Origin of the sequence: Methanospirillum stamsii (assembly GCF_003173335.1) — an archaeon.
Taxonomy (GTDB): domain Archaea; phylum Halobacteriota; class Methanomicrobia; order Methanomicrobiales; family Methanospirillaceae; genus Methanospirillum; species Methanospirillum stamsii.
The window spans coordinates 1-16,055 of record NZ_QGMZ01000035.1; the positions used below are offsets into that span (position 1 = coordinate 1).

Below are 16,055 nucleotides of genomic sequence, written 5' to 3' on the forward strand. Positions count from 1 at the left end.
GGAGACTGGAGGTTACAGTTTTTCATGAGTTAAGCATGAGGCGGAGCCTCATGGGTGTTTTTTCAGGATCAAAAATTACATTCCACATCAAATTTTTGATCTTATTTAATTAATATGATTAATATGAAGATTAAATAATGTGATTTATAAAACATGAAATCTTATAATACTTAGTTTTGGAGTGCTATTATGAAAAAAATTTCATACCTCATGGTAGGTCTGGCTTTTCTCCTGCTCTTTATGCAGGCAGGCTGTGTTTTTGCCGAAGAAACTGAGCAGAAAGAACTTATGATCTTTGCAGCGGCATCACTGACCGGTGTTGTTGGAGACATTGAAACCATCTTCGAAGAATCTCATCCGGGAGTGAGTGTTACAGCCAACTGTGACAGTTCAGCGACCCTTGAAACCCAGATAAAAGAAGGTGCATATGCAGATGTCTATCTTCCGGCAAGTGTAAAGAACATGGACAATCTGCTCAAAGAAGAGATGATTGATGCAGAGTCAGTGACACCCTATGCAACCAATAAACTTGCAATCATCGTTCCAATTGATAACCCGGCAGGAATTACCGGTCTTGCTGACCTTGCAAAACCTGATGTGAAGATCGTAAGTGAGACTTCAGAAGTTCCGGTCAGAAGATATACCGAGCAGGTTCTCAACAAAACCCTGAACAGCACAGATTATGGACAGGCATTTGTAGATGCTTTCAGGGAAAATGTCATATCTGAAGAGACAAATGTTGCTGGGGCCACAACCAAAGTAGCACTTGGAGAAGCAGATGCAGGAATCACATATTATTCAGATGTGACAAAAGATCTTGCAGACAAGATTAAAATCATTGACATCCCTGATGATCTTAATGTGGTTGCCACTTATGAGGCAGGTATTCTTTCAGAGTCAATGAATGAGGAACTTGCTGATGAGTACATCGGCCTGCTCACATCAGAGGAAGGACAAGCTGTATTGAAAGAATATAATTTCAATCCGGCATAATTTTCTTTTAAATTGACAAATACTTTTCCTTTTGATGAATCAAGGGAAAATTTCTCCTTTTCTACCAGATGCAACTAATTGCGTTTTTCCCAAATCTAATCTTCTATCATTCGAATCATTTCTGAAATACTGATTTGGGGGGCCAATTTTGATTAAAAAGACCATTTTTTATAACTAAATCTGCGATGATTCTTTTCTCTCCGGCAGGAATCTCACCAAAATACCTACACACTATGCAGTGCCTTCCCGGGAATTTATACAATTTACGAAATCATTTATTCGACCTGTTTCAAGATATTACTCATTCTCATCAGTGAGCAAATGAATCATGAATGTTAGAAAATATGGAGACTCTCCTTACCGTATAGCAGTGATACATGGCGGGCCAGGGGCAGCGGGTGAAATGGCTCCGGTGGCTCGATTTTTAAGCCATCATTATGGAATTTTAGAACCAATGCAGACAGCGGTCACCATTCAGGGACAAATCGAGGAACTAGCAGAAATTCTGGTTAAAGAAACGGATACGCCGGTTATTTTGATAGGATATTCATGGGGTGCCTGGCTTTCTGCAATGGTTGCAGCCCGTTACCCCTATAAGATACATTCATTGATCCTGGTATCCGCAGGACCTTTTGAGGAGCAGTACTCCACCGTTTTTCAAAACCGAATGAATCGCCTTACACCTGAAGAACAACGAGAGATTTCTGACCTTATCAGGAGTATGAATGATCCGGACTGCACTGAAAAAGACCTGGTGTTAAAAAAATTTGGAGAGTTCATGGGTAAAACCGATATTTTTAATCCGGGTCCGGATTTAAGAAGAGACAGTGACATGCTTTCCTCTAACCATGAGATATTCGCCAGGATTTGGGACGAAGCTGCAAAATGTAGAGAAAGCGGAAAGTTAATTGAGATCTGTAAACAGATCCGATGTCCGGTTATCGCTATACATGGAGACTATGATCCTCATCCTGCTGAAGGGGTAAATGGTCCTCTTTCCCGGGTAATTCCGGAATTCAGGTTTATTCTTTTAGAACATTGTGGTCATTGTCCCTGGATGGAAGCAGAAGCAAAAGAGCGATTTTTCGCTATACTGATTGATGAACTCTCTGGTTTGGTACCATCATCTCTATGATACACAATCTGAAATGGAGATATCCCATACTTCCTGCAAATAATCCCTGATGTTTTACAGTCATCATCCAGATGAGGAACAATTCTTCTCCGGAAAAATGGATTTTCCGGATCATAAATAGTTATCACAATCTCCGGGTAGGCAATAACACATCCTTTGACATTCTGATGAGCCTTCCAGTGCCTTCTGCTATGCTCATCAAGACCATCTTCAATAAGACAGAAAACTTCCGGAGGACACCGGTCTTTTCCGATATCTATTGCATCAGCCAGACGGAATAATCCTGCAAGAAGAGGGATTTTAAGCGTAGAAGAAGTTCTTATTTTTAACAGGTCTGAGTGAGTATCATGAAATCTGACGATAACCGCAAGATTTTCCCGCTCTTCTGGAGAGAGTAATTCCGAAAGAAACAGGTCTCTCATTATCATATCTTCAGATATTTCCGGGTGTCTTCCCCTGTTATGAATTGAAAGGGGATGGAGAAAACCAATATCATGGAACCATGCTGCAAGGTAGAGGAGAAATATCTCCTGCTGCTTGAGTGGAAGTGGAAAAGAGATTAATAATTGATTTATATACGTAATTATTGCTTGTGAATGGCCGACTCCATGTGATTGAAATACCGGCAGTCCGCGTGGAATAAACGGTAGCAAATGACTGGCATACTCTTCAGCGGAACAAATCCTACGGAAATAATCCGGGTGGGAAGCGAGCAAGTGGTAGCTTTTTTCTGCATTGGTATGTGTCATTTTTACATTCAGGAACTATTCATTCTTTACTTTTCTCTTATCAGAATCTTTTTCGCCGAAACTCCAAAGAAATGATATCCTAATCCTCCCTGCATTATTACAGATATGAGCTGATCCGGATCGGTTACTTTCACCCCACCGATGGCGATAATACCTCGCGTAAATAGCCGGGAGTCTCCACATGGATAAGGCCTTGTTCAGGTATTGTTTATCATTGTATACTCATATCATTCAGGAATGCCTTACAATGCATAATTGTTTGGGATTATAAACTGGAGTAATATGCTTCTCCGGAACAGCTTTTACAGAGTATGAGCTCCCCTTTTTGTATATCTCTGCCATCCATAATTTGTTCTTTGCACTTGGAGCATGTAACAGACCTTGAAGGAAATCCGGGCATATCTTCCGGAGGAATCTGAACTGAAACCTCCTGGATCCGGATTATCTGTTCTTCTGGTGCATTCAGGATCATATCACGAAGTTCATTCATATCCGTAGGCTGATCCTCTTTTTTAGGAAGTTGTGAAACGCGGACGGCTTTCCCATTCTGTGTATCAACAAATGTAGCAGCAAATTTCCCAAAATTTAGAACCTTTAATGTCCGGTGCCCGAGTGAACACCCGGTAATTGCCTGGATTGCATCTGTTGCACACCTGTCTATCTCAACGTAAACGATAAGGTTTTGGTTTTTCTCTAAAGGGTTCATACCGAGTTCTCTCATCGCAGCTATAGTCATCCTGGTTCCGGTAGCAATCCCCGGACAGATATCTCCATGGAACTGTTTTGCCTTCTCTAAAAGGGTAGTAATTGCGTTCATGTTCAGTGTACCTATTTACTTTGTTAAATTTATTTTTTTTACTTTCTATTTCCCTTGAATATGAGAAACAAGTCAAACAATTTTAATAACATTAAAGTATAAATTAATATGTGGTGTTTAGTACTTCCTGCAAAGTTAAGATATGACCAGAGAAATACCATGGGATAATCCCGAACCGGGAAAAAGAATACAATCCGATCATGCCTTTCGTTTACCGGTTAATTCTCATTCATCAGGAACAAACGGTCTAACCACCACTTTCTTTTTAAATTTTTTATTTATTGCTTTTTTCCGATTAGAATTGAAGTTACTTTACCAGATTTAGTGAGTTATCCCTCTATTTAAAACAGAATAGATAAATGGGATGATGTTCCATGTTATTATGTAACCTTTAGGAGTTGACAGATGGTAAAAGTTAAAGACATCTACGAGATATCTTTGTATCCGGCTGAGTGGAATTCAGTTGTAAAACAGTTCCAGGTTAATCAAGATAATGGAAAAGGAACCCTGCTTGAGCGAAATATTGCAGGTACGCAGGTTAAATGTGAGATGACCGGATATTCCTGGAACGGAGCAAAAAAGCCAGCATCTCCTTTAAAACAGAGAATCAAGGTACAAGTCACTGAAATTGTAAAAGTTCAGCAAAATTAATTTTTTTATTTATTTTCTGAATAGATATTCAAAATCCAGCAAATATTAGATAACCCGGCATAGTATGATAATAGACTAAGATAAAATAATCGATTTTTGATTCAAAAAACAAATATATTCGCGTTAAAAATATTTATAATCATAATTATCGTTTGTTTTATTTTGTATAGCCTGCATTGAATGCATGGCAAATATTTATTGTATACTATTACAATCGGCTTATTGTTCAATAAGTTCGTTCCAGGAATTGGTTTTTGTCCTCAAATGAATTTGTTGAAATGAGGAAAATGTTATGGTTGGACCGAATAATAAATTTGGAATGGGGTGGTTACATGATTACCCCGATTTCAGGGATTATACGCCGGATTATGATAAAATCTCTCCTACTCGAAAAGCACTAGGACAGAAAGATTCCATAAAATCCATGTTATCTCAAGTAGGTTTGGAGAACCTAGCTAAGAAAAAAATGGAAAATTCTGTTGATTTACGTCAATGGTTTCCTCCTGTGGAGAATCAGGAGGATATTGGATCGTGTACAGCACATGCCGGCGTTGGAATGTTAGAATATTTTGAAAAAAGGGCCTTTGGGAAGCACATTGATGCATCCAGACTTTTTCTCTATAAAGTTACGAGAAACCTGTTACAATTAACCGGAGACACGGGAGCATATCTTCGAAGCACGATGGGTGCATTAACACTATTCGGAGTTCCTCCTGAAAAATTCTGGCCATATAATGTTGAAGATTATGAAAAGGAACCTTCAGCATTTTGTTATGCATATGCCCAGAATTATCAGGCCATAAATTATTACCGATTAGATTCGTCCCGGATTGCAGGAGAAGAACTCCTGAGAAGGATAAAAGCCAATCTCTCTGCCGGACTCCCGATAATGTTTGGATTTACCGTGTATAGTTCGTATCAGCAATCTAATCAAGCGGGTGAAAATATCGGAAAAATACCATATCCGGCGTTTGGAGAAGATGTGGTTGGTGGCCACGCAGTCATTGCTGCAGGTTATGATGACAACATGAAAATAAAAAATAAAAACGTGTATTCCAAAGAAACAACCGGAGCAATTCTCATCCGGAATTCTTGGAGTGAAGAATGGGGAGAAAAAGGGTATGGCTGGTTACCCTATGATTATATCCTAAATGGTCTTGCTGATGACTGGTGGTCAATATTAAAGAACGAATGGGTTGATTCAGGTCAGTTCGGAGAATGAATTCTGAATTATAATAATCCCGGGTTCAATTTTATCAGGATTTTGTAACGAAAACTGGATTCGTGAATAATAAAAATACAAAAAATTTTTTAAAAAGATTTCATCGGGAATTTATGATGATGAAGGTTTATTCAGAACAACTTTACTCTTGTCCTGAAGAAGGTTCTTGACATCCTCGTCTGAAAGTTCAATCCGATAGAATTTCTTGTAAAAGTCCTGAATTTCTTTTGCAAGATCAAAGGTAACCGCATCCGGATAAACCATACTCTGCAGCCACATCGTTCCAAGGATTGATTCCGGAACCGGAAGTTCCCAGCTCATAAGGTACTTTGGCATCTGGTAAACCTGCTTTTCCTGGACTGCCGGAAGGGATTCCCATGCAGAATCAGATAAAATATCTTCAACATTTGCTGAATTATACGGGAGGAGAATTACTACAGATGGATCCCAATTATAAACCTGGTCGATGGTTACAGTGTTATCTCCACCGGATAATCCCTGTGCTACATTTGCTGAACCGATGATACGTGCAATTTCTGCTTCATAATAATCATCACCCAGTGTCTGGAGAGGGGACCTCTGACCAAAGTAAATAGTCTTTTTATCAGTGTCGGTGATCGAATCTCCGGTTTCCTGGATGGATTTCATCTTCTGATTGTAATAATCAATGAATTCCTGTGCTTCTTCTTCTTTACCAAAGACTTTTCCGATTATATCATAACTTTTTGCAAGGTTATCTGCCTGTTCAAGATCAATTTTTACTATTGGAATACCCACTCTTTCGATATCATCGTTGATCTTGGTATAGTCAACAGAAGAAATCACAACCTCCGGCTCAAGTTTCATTAATTCTTCAAGGTTTACATTAGTTTTACAACCAGCTGAAGGTAATGCACCAAGTCTTTTTTGTGTTTTATTGACCAACTCGCGGTTTGCCGGTCCGATACAGGTTGCAACCAGGCGGTCATCTGCCCCGATGACATAAATAAACTGGCTGGAGAAAGGATCAACGGTAACAACCCTGCTCACATCAGCAGGTATCTGAACATCAGTTCCGGTAATGTCAGTAATCGTAATTTCTTCGGCTACTGCACATCCTGTCAGCAATACGATTCCTGTCAGAAGGATACAACATACATGAATCAGAGATAATTTCATACACACACCATTTAGTGATCTTATGATCTGAGTATGTTATGTTAACTTGAACTTAAGAAATTACCTAATTTGATCTAAAAATAAATTAAATTAGATCAACTTAGTTAATTAATCTACAATAAGTTCTTTGATTTCAGAAAATTCCGGATTAGAGTATCTATTTTTGCGTAATTTTAAAAAAAGATAATTTTTTATGTCTCTATAATACGTAATGATAAATGATCCAGAAGACTGGTTTTCAGGAATGAGTGTAAGAAGTGCTGAGAGATAATCTTCGACATAGTGTGCATTTTTTTCAGGATATGTGACCCAGATTACATCGCTATCGAGAATACCGCTTATCTGAATATCATCAGGTTTTTCAATAAGGTATACAGGTGTCAGATATTGGTATCCGGTAATGATATGAGTACCCTGGGAAAGGGTGTTCAGGTTTTCCAGTGTTATTTTCCCTGATAACTGGTAATCGGTTCGAAAAATGCCTATCCTGATTAACTGGGTCCAGAGTGTTTTATAGATAATCACACAAGATCATAGATACCTTGTTTTCATGGATAAAGAATTTATTTCTTCATGAATACGACAAAACCCTTCCGAGAGACGAAAAAAAGATCCTGATTAATTCAGGAGTTTAATGAATTACAACTTAACAGGTTTTTGATGCTTCTATTGCAGCCTTGAGGGCATCCTCAGACACACCAAGTGTTTTTGCTGCATCTGCAAAGTGTCCACCGTCACCAGGTGTTCCCATTACTGCATTTAATGCTTCTTCAGAAACACCTAAGTTTGCGGCTATTGCTGCATTATCTGGTCTTTCACCTGGCTGACCGTTCCCTTGTTCACCCATTGCTGCTTTCAGTGCATCCTCGGCAACACCAAGCGTATTTGCCATTGCAGCAAAATCTCTTTCCGGCTGCTCTTTCATACCCATTGCTGCCTTAAGAGCGTCTTCAGTGACACTAAGAGTCTTTGCAGCTGATGCAAAGTCCATTCCCTTCTCACCACTGCCCATTGCTGCCTTAAGAGCATCTTCAGTAACACCAAGAGTTTTTGCAGCTGATGCAAAATCAGGTCCCGGATGAATTGCAGACTTGAGAGCATCTTCAGTAACACCAAGTGTTGCTGCGGCCTTTGCATAATCAGTACAGTCCTGTGGTGGCTGACCCTGTGGAGCCTGGTCTGCTGCATATACTCCACTGACAAGGAGAGCAAACAAACTAATGATTCCTAATATTTTGATGATTGATTTCATGATATCTATTCCCTTACAATAGCGATCTTCAGAGAACAACAGATGTTGAACAGAACGCTATTTAAAAAATGATAGTCCGGTTGGTTGGAATGGACAACCAAATGGTTTGATGTTAACGGGCAGAAGCCTTGATAAACGATCGGGTAGGATGGATTTTTTCAAATGGGACTCCATAAAAACGCCGGTAAAAACGATCTGCTTCAGATGTGACATCCCATGAGCATCTGTCCGGATGAAAAGATTTTGCAAGGAGCATAAGTCCCAGTATCCACCGTGGACTGCCAAAATCCCACGATGCAGGCATCTCCAGAATATTTTTCTTTTCGATAGCCGGAACAATCAGGTCGTTTTTGAGACAATACGCAAGACATGCATCTTTCGGAAGTGAGAACAGTCCAGATATACAGATCCAGTCAGGGTTTACCGCATAAAATTCTTCGGAAGTGATATTTACTCCCGGTTTTCCGGTTCTGGGGATCATCCGGTTTACCGGATTTCCTCCTGCTGTTTCCACCAAATGATTCTCAAATCTCCCACCATTCAGTGAAAAAACCGGATAACCCATGGTATAAAGCACCCTTGGGCGTGCGGCCCCTGAAACAGCAGTGGTAACCCTGGCAGTCATCTCTTTGAGAACCGCGGTTAATTCTTCTCCGGTCTCTTTCCGGTCTACGATTCCAGCCACCTCATCTATGATACCATAATACGAAGAAATCTTCTGGATCCGGTCATGAATGGAACTAATACCGCCTTCTGCAAGGAAGGACCTCCAGAGTCTCGGGGCACATGATGGATCATCCACACCAAGACAGGAAACGATCCCCTGAATAAATTCAAGCGCCCTCGTTGGTCTGTACCCTCCATCCATCCCTTCTTCTTCGAACCGCTCAGAAGATACTATCCCTGCTATCGGCAGATGATATCCACATGAACACATGTTTGTATGGGAAAATGATACAGGTCTGCATCCCATCGGACCATACATCTCCCGTTTTGCAAGTACCCTGCCACAATCCGGGCAGGTTGTATCCAGACAGGAGGTTCCGGGTGAATTGAGGAGATAAACATGAGGGGTGAATTCATGAATCCTGGCACATAAGTGTTCTGATTCAGGAATAGAAGGCTCGTATTCCTGTCCCAGGTCACCAAAAGCCATGCATCTCATGATCTGAATGGGTATCCGGTCAGATATAGAAACAACTTCCTTTGCCTGTTGAATCAGGTCATTATCAAAACCTGTGGCATGCATGAGGGCTACTTCAACATGAACTCCTGCTGCCACGAGTTTTTTGATATTTTCCATGACTATCCGATTATTTACAATACCGCACTCTCTCAGATTTCCCGGATTGATACCTTTCAATCCAATATTTACCATATCCAGAACCGGAAGCAGAAGGTTCAGGGTATAGTCAGAAAAGTATCCATTTGATGAACATGCAACAAACAGTCCCTTTTCTTTTGCAAGTTTTGCTACCCGGAGAAAAGACGGGAGAGATACCGTTGGCTCATTCAGACAAAAGACAATTCCCAGGCATTCCTCTTCTTTTGCCTGTCTGATGAGCGTCTCTGCATCTATCTTTCGAAGACCTGTTCCTATTGCTTCAGGAGTTCGGGCAAGAATTTCTGAAACGCATCCCGGACAGGAAAGATTACAACCAACTGTGCTGATCTGAAGGGCTTTTGCCTTTGGCCATCCATGAACAAAAGGAATGGTTTCTACAGAGACCGAGGTTACTACAAGCCAATGGTCCGGATATCTCTCTACTATCTCATTATTGGATGAAGAATACATGGCACATCTGCCTGTACTTCCTTCTGAAATGTCACAATGATGCGGACAATAGAGACACTTTGTCATGTACGCTCCATCATAAGCCAGAAGCTGGAATCATCATCAACAATTGAATATTTATTTACTCCTGCCTTCTGTAATGCTGATGAGATCACTTCAGGAGAACGTGAGATGAATCTTTCTTTTATCGAATTTTCAAACTCTGGATCCCGCTCTTTCATCTTTTCTACAATGTCTTTTTTAAGAGAAGCATTTCCAAATCCTCCCCCGACGTAAGAGACTCCTCCGGGTTTTAATACCCGGTATATCTCCTTAAGACCCTTTGATAAGTCTTCCCAGAAAAACCATGATCCCCTGCTGAAAACGAGATCAAAGGTTTCATTATCAAAAGGAATCTCACAAACATCTCCAACTGTAGGTATTACTCTCTTTGAAAGTCCTTTTTCTGTAATCCGCTCGGTACATGTCTGGATCATATCAGGCGATACATCAAGGGCATATACGGTTAATTCTGAAATAGCAGCAAGGGATGTGCCCAGATGTCCAGGACCACATCCGATTTCCAGGGCAGTTCCAGAAGATACACCGGTATTTTTAATGATCTGTTCTGCGATAATAGGATAAATAGGAGCAAAGATGGTATCTGCAATTGTTAAAAAATGTTTGCTGTCTTTTTCCCCCATTTTCGTCGCTGATTTTTCTACCATGCTCTTCAATTATCTCATTTGTATTCAGGAACTCTTTTTAATAGTCCGTCAAGCTCTGTAGATGTCAGGGTTACATCGTAAAACGATTCATAAAACTCTGACACTTTTTCCCGAAGTTGGTCGGTTGTGTATTTTTCAGGATACAGGGTGTGAAGCATCCAGTATAGTCCAGGAATCTGGTTGGTTCCCGGTGGCCGGTCAAACCAGGAAAATGGTGCAGCAGGTACTGCATATACTTTCTCTGACTTTACTGCAGGAATATCCTGCCAGAGGGGATCGTCAAGGACTGATGATGCAAATGATGAATCACTGGCTATGATAACATCTGGTTTCCAGGTCATAACCTGTTCAAGAGAAATCGGCGTCATACCATATCCGGGAGTGATGGTCGTTTCTGCAACATTTTTGCCCCCACAATAATCAATTAGAAGTGAGTGTTGTGATCCGCTCGGGTCGGTTGCAAGGCCATCTGGTCCTTCAGCATAAAATACCCTCACTTTTTCTGCATCCGGGATGGTTGATACGGTCTCTTCTACAGTTTTGAGAGCCTCTTTATAATAGGCGTTCAGGGCATTTGCCCGTTCTTCTTTTCCAAGGACTGAACCAATAAAGGTAATTGGTCCGGAATATTTGGATATGTTAGCGGTATCCTGAACAGTTACAAGCGGAATATCACCAAACCGTACCTGTCGCTCTTCAACCTCATCGACATTTTTCGGATCTCCGGTAATAGTACGTCCTTCAAAGATGATATCCGGATTCAGGTTGATGAATGTTTCATAATTTCCATCAGTTTTTCCAAACCATCCTCCAACCACCGGCAGGTTTTGATACTGCTCCGGCATGTACATCATGTTCAGGTCAGTGGGTTTGGAATTCCACGCTGCAAGAAGTTCAGGAGCCACCAGGTACAATGTCATGGTAGTCGGTGGGGCGGTGCTGACAACACTGGTTATTTCTGTCGGTATTGAAAGTTCTCTACCAAGATCATCGGATATTACGTGGTCAGAAGAGACAGTGTCTGCATACATTGGTGAAATACACAGAATACTTGCGATTATTGCAATGAATGCAATTATTAATCCTTTATTAGTCATGCCTTTCCTCATCTTAAGTTACTGGTTTTAGTAAACTTAGTTATGAGGTACATTTTATTAATTAAAAAAAGATACTATTTAGATCTGGTTAGATACTTCTCGTTTCCCATCTTATTCGGCTGAAATTTTGGATAATTTCAAAGATGATAAGAATTAGCATACTCATTATAGTTAATAAAATTAAAAGATAAATAACTTTATTTGTAAACCGCGATAATCAACAGGAATGATAATTACTATCTTCCTGAAGTGAATCATATGCAAAAGAATGTATATTCTCTTATTCTGGTTATATTCCTCATTTTGGGGTGTATGAGTATCTGCCCGGTAAGTGGGGAGACGGTATCAACAAAGATCATCACCGATATGGGTGGAAATGATGTTACGATCCCGGCCGATGTACAGCGTATTATCATTACCTGTTATGGTGGGGCTACACAGGAAGTTGCAGTAATGGATGGTGAAAGTAAGGTAATCGCTCAACCTCCCCAGAGTTTCCCGGCTTTTCTAAAGATGTATCCGGATCTCACAAATGTTCCAGATGTAGGGAAATTTGATGAACTCAATATTGAATCCATTATGGAACTCAATCCTGATGTTGTGATAAACAGTGTAACTGCATCTAAAGGTAATGCAAAACTTAAGGAAAATTCGATACCGGTAATTCAGGTTTATACAGGGAAGGCGAATTTAAGCAATATCTATAATGAATTCAGAATGATGGGAGATCTTCTCAATGAACCGGTCAGGGCGGAACATCTCATTTCGTATTGGGATGAGAAAAAGGCATTATTAAACGAAAGAATCAGTAAAATCCCAAAAGATAAGAAAAAAACGGTCTATTACATGCTCGGAAGTCCCTTACATACAAATGGTGAGAAGTGGTGGGGAGATTCCTTTGTTACCATTGCCGGAGGCATTAATGTTGCTGCTGATATTGGTGATGTCAGAGATATCAATGCAGAACAACTTGCACAGTGGGATCCGGACGTAATCGTGGTAAGTGCCAATGAAGGTTCATACGTATCTGATGAGACTATCAATAGTGATCCACAACTTGCAGGTTTAAAAGCGATTAAAAATGGAGAAGTGTATCACATTCCGATTGGTGGATTCTGGTGGGACCGGCCTTCTCCGGAAAGCCCACTCGGATTCTTATGGCTTGCAAAGACCCTTTATCCGGAAACATTTAGCGATATCGATATGGTAAAAGAAACAAAAGAATTTTTCAGTGATTTTTATGGTGTAGAATTATCTGATGATGAGATCAGTGAGATACTTGAAGCAAAAAACCCTGCATTCTGAATCCGGTATATTCAATTTTTTTTACTTTTTTATGTATGTATTATATGACCAACATTCGCTCATAATAGATCAGATATACTTTCTATCGTTAATTAAATGAATAAGTTAATTAGATAGTGTGTTAATTTTGTACAAACAGGATGAGCCTAAAGTTCATCCGGATGTGGTATGTATGAATATGAAATCTTATTCTACTATTTTGTTACTTTTCCTTTTTATTGGATTAATCACATTTACTCAAGTAGCTGGCGATGCAACGACACGGACACTCACCGATATGGGTGGCAATGAAATAACTATTCCAACAGATATTGAGCGAATTGTAGTTGCCTGCCAGGGCGGAGTGGCTCAGGAAATTGTCATAATGGGCAGTCCGAAAACGGTGGTAACAATGTCATCAATGAACATGTTTCCTATGTTCGTAAAGATGTACCCGAATTTTAAGGATTTACCAAATGCAGGAAGTTTTGATGACCTTAATATGGAAACCATTCTCAAATTAAAACCTGACGTGGTAATTAACAGTGTTACGGCATCAAAAGGAAATGCGAAAATTACAGAAAATGATATTCCTGTTTTTCAGGCGTATACCGGAAAGGCTTCAGCTGATACAATTTACAATGAATTCAGGGCTTTTGGAGAATTATTTAACAATCAGGTAAAAGCCGAAGAACTCATCTCCTACTGGGACGAAAAGAAGAATTTTATCAATGATAGGATGAAGTCCATTCCTGAAGATGAGAGAAAGACCGTCTTTTATACCTCAAACAAGGATTTGGGAACTGATACCAATTGGGGCGTCTCGTATGTTGCAACATCCGGAGGAATTAATGTTGCCAAAAACCTGGGAGATGCAAAAGTCAATCCGGAAAAACTCGCTGAATGGGATCCGGATGTAATCATTATCAGGGGTAATACAGACGGTACCTATCCGGACCAGGAAATTATTAGCAATCCACAGTTATCTGGTCTTTCTGCAATAAAGAATGGTGAGATCTATAATGTACCTATGGGTGGTTTCTGGTGGGACCGACCATCTCCGGAAAGTGCACTTGGATTTTTATGGCTTGCAAAGATTCTCTATCCTGATACATTCAAGGACGTTGATATGGTGGGTGAGATGAAATCTTTCTTTAAGAATTTCTACCGGTATTCCCTCTCTGATGAAGAGGCCAACGAAATTCTATCGGTGAATAATTGAGGCGTGTATAATGGAAAATTCCCAAAATACCCTCATATCTTCACTTCAGTTTCCTGATGGTTTTCAGGAGATTGAAACAAATATTTCCGGGTATAAACGGCATATGATCCTTACCAGTGCCCTGAAAATGGGACTTTTTGATCATCTTGAAAAATGTGGAGTTTCATCCAGGGAGGAGATTGTTTCCTCTCTTCCCCTGTGTGGAATGCTGAGCCGAAGTTACCTGAATGCACTCGTGTCCATGAATCTCCTGGTAGTAGAAGGAGAAAAGTATCAAAACAGCCAGATTTGCCGGGATTTTTTAACGAAGAAAAGTCCGTATTACCAAGGGGATCTGATTCTTGGCAATTCAAAATCCGGATCACGATGGGATCTTCTCTCTGAAGCAATGCAGAGCAGTGATGGAATGGCTAAATCATCCGGACCTGGGCCATCTATCGACCATCTTAATACTCTTGCCCAGCGGGTAATTCAGGGAGAAGCCCAGGCACTCACTACATGGATATCCGAACTCCCGGGATTTTCCGAAATGAAAAAAATGCTGGATATTGGAGGAGGACACGGGCTGTATACAATCGGCATCTGCCAGATGAATCCTGATATAAAAGGAGTTATCCTGGACCAGCCCCATGTTACCGATCTCACAAAAATGTATATCCAAAAATATGACATGGAAAGGAGAATCCTGTCAAAACCCGGAGATATCAAAACAGAAGTCTACAAACCCGAGTATGACATAATTCTTATATCCCATCTTCTGTATAAGTTCAGAAATGACCTTGATGAGATATTCAGGCTGGTAAGTGGAGGCCTAACAGAAAATGGCATTCTTGTTTCCAATCACTGGTTCTGCTCTCCGGGATGTCTCCCTTCACAGGATCCGGTAAATGAACTTGAACGTTCGCTCCAGAGTGCTGGTCATCCTCTCTGTCATCCGGAACATTTTGCGGAATTATTTAAAAAATATGGACTCACCTGTATCAGAACAGGAACCATTGAAACTGCCAATGGCTCATCCATGCTCCATGCAGCACAAAGGGGAAAATAATGAGTAGTGAATCCCAGTTCTCTCAGGGAGAAAAGTCATTTGATTTTTATTCTGCAGAAAATGACCGGTACCAGGGAGGTATCATTCTCCAGGAGACAAAAGACCGTTTAATCGAAAGATATGGAGAAAAATTAGATAACCTTACCTTAAAGCGGGTAGTAATTGGAATTTTCTACACCGGTGTCCTGTTGTCTGATGGTTCATCAGGTATCTGTTTTACTCCTATCAAGGCGATTCCGGAATCAGTTTGCTGTCCTTCATCTGCACGTGCAATGCCACGGGCTGGAAAACTGAGAGGGATGAAGGTAACTGATATTTTTCAGTATCTGACACAACCGGCTCCCATTAAACGTGCAATTGCTATTGCAACCCTGAATGCCCTTTCAGACAGGATTTGGCGGAACAATCCTGATGAAGGTGCAGGCAAATACCGGATTGAGGAAGGAGACGATATCTTTTCGATAGTTGACTTACAGTCAATTAAAAAGGCCGTAGTCGTCGGAGCCTTAATTCCGGTGATTAAATCGTTTAAAGAAAAACAGATCCCATACCGGATTGCTGAACTGGATATCCGGACGTTAAAAGAAGAAGAACTCCCTTTCTTTGTAAGCCAGGAGGATCTCCCCGGAGAACTTGCATCTGCCGACATGGTCATTATATCCGGAACAACCCTCCTAAATGATACCCTGGAGAGTATTCTTTTTACATGCAGTCCGGCAGCAAACATTATGCTCATTGGTCCGACTGCAACCATGCTTCCGGAGAGTTTTTTCTCAAGAAAAGTTACTGTCCTTGCAGGAAACCGGGTAGTCGCACCTGATAAAGTATTAGATGTCCTTATCGAAGGCGGATCCGGTTATCATTTCTATGGTGATTCGTCAAGAAAAGTAATGATAATAAAAGAGTGAACCCAAAAATCCCTTTT

General features: G+C 40.5%; 16 protein-coding genes and 1 pseudogene. 8 read left to right on the plus strand and 9 right to left on the minus strand.

The genetic code is table 11. The annotated features are described in order from the left end of the window. The first annotated feature begins 189 nt into the window (after nucleotides 1-189). Both modA and DLD82_RS13825 read left to right on the plus strand, forming a co-directional pair. The gene (modA, locus tag DLD82_RS13820; RefSeq protein ID WP_109941718.1) at nucleotides 190-993 is read left to right on the plus strand and encodes a molybdate ABC transporter substrate-binding protein; all 804 of its coding nucleotides are present in this window, start codon (nucleotides 190-192) and stop codon (nucleotides 991-993) included. Nucleotides 994-1,321: 328 nt separating this feature from the next. Then, the gene (locus tag DLD82_RS13825; protein WP_109941719.1) at nucleotides 1,322-2,128 is read left to right on the plus strand and encodes an alpha/beta fold hydrolase; all 807 of its coding nucleotides are present in this window, start codon (nucleotides 1,322-1,324) and stop codon (nucleotides 2,126-2,128) included. On the opposite strand, the gene DLD82_RS13830 is transcribed toward DLD82_RS13825, so the two are convergent. From DLD82_RS13830 to DLD82_RS13840, 3 genes and pseudogenes are all read right to left on the minus strand, one after another. After that, on the minus strand, nucleotides 2,038-2,877 hold the full coding sequence (locus DLD82_RS13830) for an HD domain-containing protein (RefSeq protein WP_109941720.1): 840 nt from the start codon (nucleotides 2,875-2,877) through the stop codon (nucleotides 2,038-2,040). The two genes, DLD82_RS13825 and DLD82_RS13830, sit on opposite strands and share 91 nt — an antisense overlap. Before the next feature lie 26 nt (nucleotides 2,878-2,903). Further along, a pseudogene (locus DLD82_RS19615) lies at nucleotides 2,904-3,038 on the minus strand (Rossmann-like domain-containing protein); the annotation flags it as partial. Nucleotides 3,039-3,142: 104 nt separating this feature from the next. After that, a complete protein-coding gene (locus DLD82_RS13840; RefSeq protein WP_109941722.1) occupies nucleotides 3,143-3,694 on the minus strand; it encodes an FmdE family protein in 552 nt (183 codons plus the stop codon). Between the two features lie 405 nt (nucleotides 3,695-4,099). Here DLD82_RS13840 and DLD82_RS13845 point away from each other — a divergent pair, with 405 nt between their 5' ends. Then, on the plus strand, nucleotides 4,100-4,345 hold the full coding sequence (locus DLD82_RS13845) for a hypothetical protein (protein WP_109941723.1): 246 nt from the start codon (nucleotides 4,100-4,102) through the stop codon (nucleotides 4,343-4,345). 319 nt (nucleotides 4,346-4,664) lie between these two features. Beyond that, nucleotides 4,665-5,567, plus strand: a complete 903-nt coding sequence (locus DLD82_RS13850) for a C1 family peptidase (RefSeq protein WP_219968434.1) — start codon at nucleotides 4,665-4,667, stop codon at nucleotides 5,565-5,567. 111 nt (nucleotides 5,568-5,678) lie between these two features. On the opposite strand, the gene DLD82_RS13855 is transcribed toward DLD82_RS13850, so the two are convergent. The 6 genes from DLD82_RS13855 to DLD82_RS13880 all read right to left on the minus strand — a co-directional run bounded on the left by DLD82_RS13855 (nucleotide 5,679) and on the right by DLD82_RS13880 (nucleotide 11,576). Beyond that, on the minus strand, nucleotides 5,679-6,725 hold the full coding sequence (locus DLD82_RS13855; protein WP_109941725.1) for an ABC transporter substrate-binding protein: 1,047 nt from the start codon (nucleotides 6,723-6,725) through the stop codon (nucleotides 5,679-5,681). A 108-nt stretch (nucleotides 6,726-6,833) separates the two neighbouring features. Further along, nucleotides 6,834-7,250, minus strand: coding sequence for a hypothetical protein (locus tag DLD82_RS13860; RefSeq protein ID WP_109941726.1), 417 nt, complete (start codon nucleotides 7,248-7,250; stop codon nucleotides 6,834-6,836). A gap of 121 nt (nucleotides 7,251-7,371) precedes the next feature. Beyond that, a complete protein-coding gene (locus DLD82_RS18700) occupies nucleotides 7,372-7,977 on the minus strand; it encodes a Clp protease N-terminal domain-containing protein (protein ID WP_109941727.1) in 606 nt (201 codons plus the stop codon). Between the two features lie 112 nt (nucleotides 7,978-8,089). Beyond that, nucleotides 8,090-9,838 (minus strand): radical SAM protein, encoded by a 1,749-nt coding sequence (locus tag DLD82_RS13870; RefSeq protein WP_109941728.1) that lies wholly within the window; start codon nucleotides 9,836-9,838, stop codon nucleotides 8,090-8,092. Continuing rightward, entirely contained in the window at nucleotides 9,835-10,479 is a 645-nt protein-coding gene (locus DLD82_RS13875) for a class I SAM-dependent methyltransferase (RefSeq protein ID WP_109941729.1), read from the minus strand. Before DLD82_RS13875 ends, DLD82_RS13870 begins: the two co-directional genes overlap by 4 nt. Before the next feature lie 14 nt (nucleotides 10,480-10,493). Continuing rightward, nucleotides 10,494-11,576, minus strand: coding sequence for an ABC transporter substrate-binding protein (locus tag DLD82_RS13880; protein ID WP_109941730.1), 1,083 nt, complete (start codon nucleotides 11,574-11,576; stop codon nucleotides 10,494-10,496). 258 nt (nucleotides 11,577-11,834) lie between these two features. Between DLD82_RS13880 and DLD82_RS13885 the strand changes: the two genes are divergently transcribed. The 4 genes from DLD82_RS13885 (at nucleotide 11,835) to DLD82_RS13900 (ending at nucleotide 16,038) form a co-directional block, all read left to right on the plus strand. After that, nucleotides 11,835-12,881: an ABC transporter substrate-binding protein gene (locus tag DLD82_RS13885; protein ID WP_109941731.1), complete on the plus strand. Its 1,047-nt coding sequence runs from the start codon at nucleotides 11,835-11,837 to the stop codon at nucleotides 12,879-12,881. A gap of 172 nt (nucleotides 12,882-13,053) precedes the next feature. Continuing rightward, the gene (locus tag DLD82_RS13890; protein ID WP_109941732.1) at nucleotides 13,054-14,082 is read left to right on the plus strand and encodes an ABC transporter substrate-binding protein; all 1,029 of its coding nucleotides are present in this window, start codon (nucleotides 13,054-13,056) and stop codon (nucleotides 14,080-14,082) included. 10 nt (nucleotides 14,083-14,092) lie between these two features. Continuing rightward, on the plus strand, nucleotides 14,093-15,130 hold the full coding sequence (locus DLD82_RS13895) for a methyltransferase family protein (RefSeq protein ID WP_109941733.1): 1,038 nt from the start codon (nucleotides 14,093-14,095) through the stop codon (nucleotides 15,128-15,130). After that, nucleotides 15,130-16,038 carry a DUF364 domain-containing protein gene (locus DLD82_RS13900; RefSeq protein WP_109941734.1) on the plus strand — a complete coding sequence of 303 codons (909 nt, stop codon included), beginning with the start codon at nucleotides 15,130-15,132 and terminating at the stop codon, nucleotides 16,036-16,038. Before DLD82_RS13895 ends, DLD82_RS13900 begins: the two co-directional genes overlap by 1 nt. Nucleotides 16,039-16,055: the final 17 nt, after the last annotated feature.